This window comes from Nitrospiria bacterium (assembly GCA_035498035.1).
In the GTDB taxonomy this organism is placed as follows: domain Bacteria; phylum Nitrospirota; class Nitrospiria; order JACQBZ01; family JACQBZ01; genus JACQBZ01.
Map to the genome: position 1 here is coordinate 43,364 of DATKAN010000049.1, position 6,102 is coordinate 49,465.

General features: G+C 56.5%; 14 protein-coding genes. All 14 read right to left on the reverse strand.

Going from position 1 to position 6,102, the window contains the following annotated elements:
- Positions 1–72 precede the first annotated feature (72 nt).
- The gene (gene rplX, locus VMN77_10130; protein ID HTN44139.1) at positions 73–420 is read right to left on the reverse strand and encodes a 50S ribosomal protein L24; all 348 of its coding nucleotides are present in this window, start codon (positions 418–420) and stop codon (positions 73–75) included.
- Between the two features lie 14 nt (positions 421–434).
- Positions 435–803, reverse strand: coding sequence for a 50S ribosomal protein L14 (gene rplN / locus VMN77_10135; GenBank protein ID HTN44140.1), 369 nt, complete (start codon positions 801–803; stop codon positions 435–437).
- A 28-nt stretch (positions 804–831) separates the two neighbouring features.
- On the reverse strand, positions 832–1,143 hold the full coding sequence (rpsQ, locus tag VMN77_10140) for a 30S ribosomal protein S17 (protein ID HTN44141.1): 312 nt from the start codon (positions 1,141–1,143) through the stop codon (positions 832–834).
- 17 nt (positions 1,144–1,160) lie between these two features.
- Positions 1,161–1,373, reverse strand: a complete 213-nt coding sequence (rpmC, locus tag VMN77_10145; GenBank protein ID HTN44142.1) for a 50S ribosomal protein L29 — start codon at positions 1,371–1,373, stop codon at positions 1,161–1,163.
- On the reverse strand, positions 1,373–1,786 hold the full coding sequence (rplP, locus tag VMN77_10150; GenBank protein ID HTN44143.1) for a 50S ribosomal protein L16: 414 nt from the start codon (positions 1,784–1,786) through the stop codon (positions 1,373–1,375). The genes rpmC and rplP overlap by 1 nt, the downstream gene beginning before the upstream one ends.
- The gene (gene rpsC, locus VMN77_10155; protein HTN44144.1) at positions 1,786–2,463 is read right to left on the reverse strand and encodes a 30S ribosomal protein S3; all 678 of its coding nucleotides are present in this window, start codon (positions 2,461–2,463) and stop codon (positions 1,786–1,788) included. Before rpsC ends, rplP begins: the two co-directional genes overlap by 1 nt.
- Positions 2,464–2,490: 27 nt before the next feature.
- Positions 2,491–2,892 (reverse strand): 50S ribosomal protein L22, encoded by a 402-nt coding sequence (gene rplV / locus VMN77_10160; protein HTN44145.1) that lies wholly within the window; start codon positions 2,890–2,892, stop codon positions 2,491–2,493.
- Between the two features lie 41 nt (positions 2,893–2,933).
- Positions 2,934–3,221 (reverse strand): 30S ribosomal protein S19, encoded by a 288-nt coding sequence (gene rpsS, locus VMN77_10165; GenBank protein HTN44146.1) that lies wholly within the window; start codon positions 3,219–3,221, stop codon positions 2,934–2,936.
- Positions 3,222–3,233: 12 nt separating this feature from the next.
- The gene (gene rplB / locus VMN77_10170) at positions 3,234–4,058 is read right to left on the reverse strand and encodes a 50S ribosomal protein L2 (GenBank protein HTN44147.1); all 825 of its coding nucleotides are present in this window, start codon (positions 4,056–4,058) and stop codon (positions 3,234–3,236) included.
- Positions 4,059–4,090: 32 nt separating this feature from the next.
- On the reverse strand, positions 4,091–4,384 hold the full coding sequence (rplW, locus tag VMN77_10175) for a 50S ribosomal protein L23 (GenBank protein ID HTN44148.1): 294 nt from the start codon (positions 4,382–4,384) through the stop codon (positions 4,091–4,093).
- On the reverse strand, positions 4,381–5,004 hold the full coding sequence (gene rplD / locus VMN77_10180; protein ID HTN44149.1) for a 50S ribosomal protein L4: 624 nt from the start codon (positions 5,002–5,004) through the stop codon (positions 4,381–4,383). The genes rplW and rplD overlap by 4 nt, the downstream gene beginning before the upstream one ends.
- 13 nt (positions 5,005–5,017) lie before the next feature.
- Positions 5,018–5,647, reverse strand: coding sequence for a 50S ribosomal protein L3 (gene rplC / locus VMN77_10185; protein ID HTN44150.1), 630 nt, complete (start codon positions 5,645–5,647; stop codon positions 5,018–5,020).
- Positions 5,644–5,952 (reverse strand): 30S ribosomal protein S10, encoded by a 309-nt coding sequence (gene rpsJ, locus VMN77_10190; GenBank protein ID HTN44151.1) that lies wholly within the window; start codon positions 5,950–5,952, stop codon positions 5,644–5,646. Before rpsJ ends, rplC begins: the two co-directional genes overlap by 4 nt.
- Positions 5,953–5,966: 14 nt before the next feature.
- Positions 5,967–6,102 (reverse strand): elongation factor Tu (gene tuf / locus VMN77_10195; protein ID HTN44152.1); only part of this gene is annotated, 136 nt, incomplete at its 5' end.

The window sequence follows — 6,102 nt, forward strand, 5'->3', positions numbered from 1 at the left end:
TAGCCCGATCCTCGCTTTCACCGGCCAGGCCGGACGGAGCCTCCTCTTCTTGCTCGCGTGTCCGGCCGTCCACTACCCGCGATCGATGATTTCCCCGCATTTCTTGCAGTAACGGAGTTTTTGACCGTCATCGATGCGGCGCATCCCGACCCGCGCCGTCTTTCCGCAATTTTGACAGACGATCATGACATTCGAAAGCTGGATCGGGCCTTCCTTCTCAATGATCCCGCCCTGCCGGTGTTTCTGGCTCGGCTTCATATGCCGTTTGATGATATTCAGCTTCTCGACGAATACGCGGTGGGTCGAGCGATCCACTTCCAGGACCTTTCCGGTTTTTCCCTTGTCCTTTCCGGTCATGATCATCACGGTGTCCCCTTTTCGGACCCGGAATTTCGGAAGGACGATTCGCGATTCGCTCATCACGGCTCCCATGATTAGAGCACCTCCGGCGCCAGGGAAATAATTTTCATGAACTTCTTTCCCCGGAGTTCCCGGGCGACCGGACCGAAGATCCGAGTCCCGATCGGTTCGCCCTGGGGATTGATCAGGACCGCGGCGTTCCGGTCGAAGCGGATATAGGAACCGTCTTCCCTCCGGATCTCCTTGACCGTCCTGACGACGACGGCCTTCGCCACATCCCCTTTTTTCACAGCGGCCTGCGGAATGGCTTCTTTGACGGCCACGGTGATCACATCGCCGATGGTCGCGTAACGCCTCCCCGATCCGCCCATGACGTGAAAACACATGACTTTCTTGGCCCCCGAGTTATCGGCCACATCCAGCATGGTATAATCTTGAATCATTCGACTGCCTCACTCCACAAGGCCGTTGTTACGACAACGCGGCCGGGTTCTGCACTTCCGCGGGAGCGACGCCCCGGGACCGCTGAACAATTTCAATGACGCGCCAATGCTTCTCTTTGCTGATCGGCCGGCTTTCCAGGATTTTCACCGTATCGCCGACCTGACACTCGTTCTGTTCATCGTGGGCCTTCAATTTGGTGGTTTTGCGTACCACCTTTTTATAGGTCGGATGAAGAAAGACCCTTTCAATCATCACCACGACCGTCTTGTTCATGCGGTGGCTGATGACCTCCCCGATAAAAGTCCGGCGCCGTTTCTTCGGTCCTGCTTCTGCCGACATAGATTAACGTCCTTTCATCATGATGCCGTTTTACCCGCCCCACCCGACCGTTTTTCACGAACCACGGTCTGGATCCGCGCAATCTCTCGGCGCGAGTTCTTGATCTGTTGGGGATTCTCAATCCGTCCGCTCATCAATTGGTACCGCAGGTTGAATAGCTCTTTTCGAAGGTCCTTTTCCTTCAGGGTCAACTCATCGATCGTTAAATTCCGCAATTCCTGGAGTTCCATCAGATCTTCCCTCTCGCAATCAGTTGGGTAGCCACCGGAAGCTTGTACGCGGCCAGCCGAAAGGCCTCCTCGGCCACGTCCCGGGTCACGCCGTCCATCTCGTAGATGATCCGGCCCGGTCGGACGGAGGCCACCCACAATTCCGGATTGCCTTTTCCTTTTCCCATCCGCGTCTCGGCGGGTTTCTTGGTGATGGGTTTGTCCGGAAACACCCGGATCCAAATTTTACCGCCACGCTTCACAAACCGGGTCATGGCGATACGCGCGGCTTCCAGCTGTCGCGCCGTAAGCCAGGCCGGGGCCAGAACCTTCAACCCGAACTCGCCAAAAGACAGTTCCGATCCCCGATAGGCCTTTCCGAATCGCCGGCCTTTATGCATTTTTCTGAATTTGACTTTCTTGGGACTCAGCATCAGCGTCGCTCCGACGACATATCCAAGCGGCCTTCCTGTTTTTCCGGCAGCATCGGCATCATTTCACCCTTATAGATCAAAACCTTCACCCCGATCTGTCCGAAGGCGGTACGGGCTTCGGCCAACCCGAAATCGATGTCGGCCCTCAGGGTGTGCAGGGGCACGCGGCCCTCGCGGTACCATTCCGTCCTCGCGATTTCCGATCCGCCCAGCCTTCCCGCGCAGGTGATCTTGATTCCCTGGGCCCCCAAACGCAACGCCGCCTGAACGCTTTTTTTCATGGCCCGTCGGAACGCCACCCGTTTTTCCAACTGCACCGCGATGTTTTCGGCCACCAACTGGGCGTCGATCTCCGGCTTGCGAATCTCTTTGATATTGATGTAGACCTGGCGACCCGTTTTGGATTCCAGTTCGGACTTCAGCTTGTCCACCTCGGCTCCCTTCCGTCCGATGATGATTCCGGGGCGGGCGGTATGAATATTGATTTTGGCCTGATTGCCGGAGCGTTCGATCTCGATCTTTGAGACGCCGGCATGGGCCAGTTTTTCCTTGACCATACGCCGTATCTTGAGATCTTCGTGCAACAACTTGGCATAGTCCTTTTCCGCATACCAGCGCGAATTCCAGGTTTTGATGTACCCGAGTCGGTACCCGATCGGATTGACTTTCTGTCCCACGTCTTCCTCTCTTATCCGGTTGATTCGCTATTTCGCCGGGGCCGGTTTTCGCGCCTTCGCCGGTTCAGAAGGCGCTTTTCCATGGCCCGCGACCTTCGGCGACACCACCACCGTGATATGGCTGGTTCTTTTCTTAATCGGATTAGCCCGTCCCATCGAACGGGCATTGAACCGCTTCAGAATCGGCCCGCCGTCCACGTAGACCCGGCTCACCCAAAGATCATCCGGATCGCCGATCTCCAGATTCTCCGCGTTGGCCACCGCCGACTTGAGGACTTTTTCCACCACGCGCGAGGCCGACCGGGGCGTGAACTTCAATATGTTGAACGCCTCCGCCACCTGCTGACCTCGAATGAGGTCGATTACCATTCTCGCCTTGCGCGGGGCCACCCTCACGAATCTCAGGATCGCCTTTGCTTCCGTCGCCATAAATATTTCCGCTCCCAATACAAGTCCAGGGTTGGACGGGCCTACTTGAGCGCCGTCGCTTTTTCCGTTCTTGCCTGACCGTGTCCTTTGAAGAAGCGCGTGGGCGCAAATTCTCCCAGCTTGTGCCCGACCATATTTTCGGTCACGTAGACCGGGATGAACTTTTTACCGTTGTGAACCGCCATCGTGTGGCCGATCATCTCCGGCACGATCGTCGACCGTCGGGCCCAGGTCTTTATGATCTTCTTGTCATTGGCCTCATTGAGGACCGCGATTTTTTCCATCAATTTCGCATCTACAAAAGGGCCTTTTTTAACCGACCGGGGCACGGACTCTCTCCTTTAATTTCGTCGTTTGATGATAAATTGATTTGTGTTTTTCCTTTTACGAGTCTTGTATCCTTTCGTGGGCAATCCCCATGGTGATACGGGATGGGGATTTCCCTGTCCGGATTTACCTTCTCCCCCGCCGTGCGGGTGATCCACCGGATTCATGGCCAGTCCTCGAACGATCGGCCGACGGCCCATCCACCGTTTCCGCCCCGCCTTTCCGATCGAGATGTTTTCATGGTCAAGATTTCCGACCTGGCCCACCGTTGCAAGACAACGGCCATGGATCCGCCGCAATTCGCCGGACCCCAACCGCACCTGGACATAGTCCGTCTCCCGCCCCATGATCTGCGCAAACGCGCCGGCGCTGCGGGCCAGCTGCGCGCCCTTGCCGGGCTTCAACTCGAGGTTGTGGACTTGCGTACCGACCGGAATCACCGCTAACGGGAGCGCATTTCCGGGTTTTATCTCGGCATCGTTGCTGGAAAGAACGCGATCTCCGACGCCGATGCCCACCGGGGCGATTATGTACCGTTTTTCACCATCGGCATATTGCAGGAGGGCGATCCGGGATGAGCGGTTCGGATCGTACTCGATCGCGATCACCTTGGCCGGGATGTTAAATTTGTCCCGTTTAAAATCAATGATGCGATAGGCCCGTTTATGTCCGCCGCCCCGGTGGCGGACGGTCATCTTTCCGCGGTTGTTCCTTCCACCGGACGGAACCCGAAACGTCACAAGACGCTTCTCGGGCTCCGTCTTGGTAATCTCCTCAAATGTAAAACCGGTCATGGCCCGACGGCCCGGGGAGGTCGGCTTATACTGTTTAATCGGCATCGTTGATCCCTACTGTCTCTGGCTTAACTTCCCTATACTCCTTCAAACAATTCCAGCTTTTCACCTTTTTTAAGGGTCAGAATCGCTTTTTTCAGATCCGCCCGCTTTCCCTCAAAGCGGCCCAAGCGTTTGCGCTTCCCCTTCGTATTGATGATATGGACCGCCTCAACTTTGACTTTCAAAACCTCTTCGGCCGCCCGTTTGATCTCGATCTTGTTGGACCACGGATGCACAAGAAAGCAGACCTTGTTTTGTGCCTCCTTGAGCTCGGTCATCTTCTCGGTCAACAGCGGGCGGAGGAGAACCTGGTGCGGATCCCGGGTCATGACCAGACCTCCCGAATCCGTGAAAGGACCTCCTGAGGAATCAGCAAATGCCGGGCACAAACTAGATCGTAAACATTCAAACCTTGAACCGCCAGCAGTTTCAGCCCGGGAATGTTCCGGACCGCACGGGCCAATTTCTCGTCGATGGTTGAGGCCACAATAACGGTCCTTCCGGTCGCCTCGAGGTTTTTCAGAATCTGCGCCACCTGTTTCGTCTTCCCCTCGCCCAGTTCCAACCTCTCAACGACAAGCACGGCTCCGTCGTTTAACTTGGCCGTTAAAACACCCCGCAGGGCCGCGCGGTATTTCTTCTTCGGAAAGGCATACCCATAGTCCCGCGGCGTCGGGCCGAAGGTCGTTCCCCCGCCCCGCCAGAGGGGAGAGCGAGTGGAACCGGCCCGGGCACGTCCCGTTCCTTTTTGGCGCCATGGTTTTTTTCCGCCGCCGCTGACCAGCCCCCGCGTCTTTGTCGCGGCCGTTCCCTGCCGCCGGGACGCCTGTTGCATGACTACGGCTTCATGTATCAGCGGTTTGTTAACCTTGGCCGCAAAAAGACGCTCGTCCAAGTCCACCGTGCCGACTTTTTCCTTGCTTAAATTGACCACATCAATCGTTGGCATGTTTTTACTTCGCTTATGTTCGAGTCGAACGTTTAATGAGCACGATGGCACCCTTGAAACCCGGCACCGCCCCTCTTATAAATAGCAGGTTTTCATCCTTCCGCACCTCGACCACCTCCAGGCCCTGCACCGTCACCTGCTCGTTCCCCATGTGCGCCGGGAGCCGCTTATTTTTCCGGACACGGGACGGCCAGGAACTGCTGCCGATCGAGCCGGGTTGCCGGTGAAACATGGAACCGTGTGTCGCGGGGCCTCCGGCAAAATGATGCAGCTTCACGACGCCGGCGAAGCCTTTTCCCTTCGACGTCCCGATGACATCAACGAGCTCACCCTTCTGGAACTGATCCGCACCGATCACCGCACCGACTTCCAGGGCCTTGAGATCGCCCTTGAATTCGCGCAGGTGTTTTGCAAAAGGCACATTAGCTTTCTTTAAATGGCCCCGCTCCGCCTTGGGGAGCTTTTTTTCCGGGACCTCCAAGAACGAAAGCTGAACGGCTTCATAACCGTCCCGTTCCTTCGTCTTCTTAAGGACGACACGGCATGGCCCCGCCGCAATCACGGTGACCGGAACGATTTTCCCGTTTTCGCCGTAGATCTGGCTCATCCCTAATTTTTGACCGATCAATCCTTGTACCGTCATGTTTTGATCTCGACGTCGACTCCGGCCGACAAGTTCAACTTCATCAAGGCGTCCATGGTGTCCTGTGTCGGCTCCAGGATGTCGATGAGGCGCTTGTGCGTTCGAATTTCGAACTGTTCACGCGATTTCTTATCGACGTGAGGCGACCGCAATACCGTAAATTTGTTGATCACCGTCGGCAGCGGGATCGGTCCGGACACCTTGGCCCCGGTTCGCTTCACCGTCTCCACAATCTCCACGACGGACTGGTCCAGGACCCGGTAATCATACCCTTTAAGTCGTATTCGAATTCTCTGATCAACCATGGACCCGCCCTTTTTTACGCGATGACTTCACTGATGACCCCCGCACCGACCGTGCGGCCGCCTTCCCGGATCGCAAACCGCAACTCCTTCTCCATCGCGATCGGCGTGATCAACTCCACGTCCATCCGCACATTGTCCCCCGGCATCACC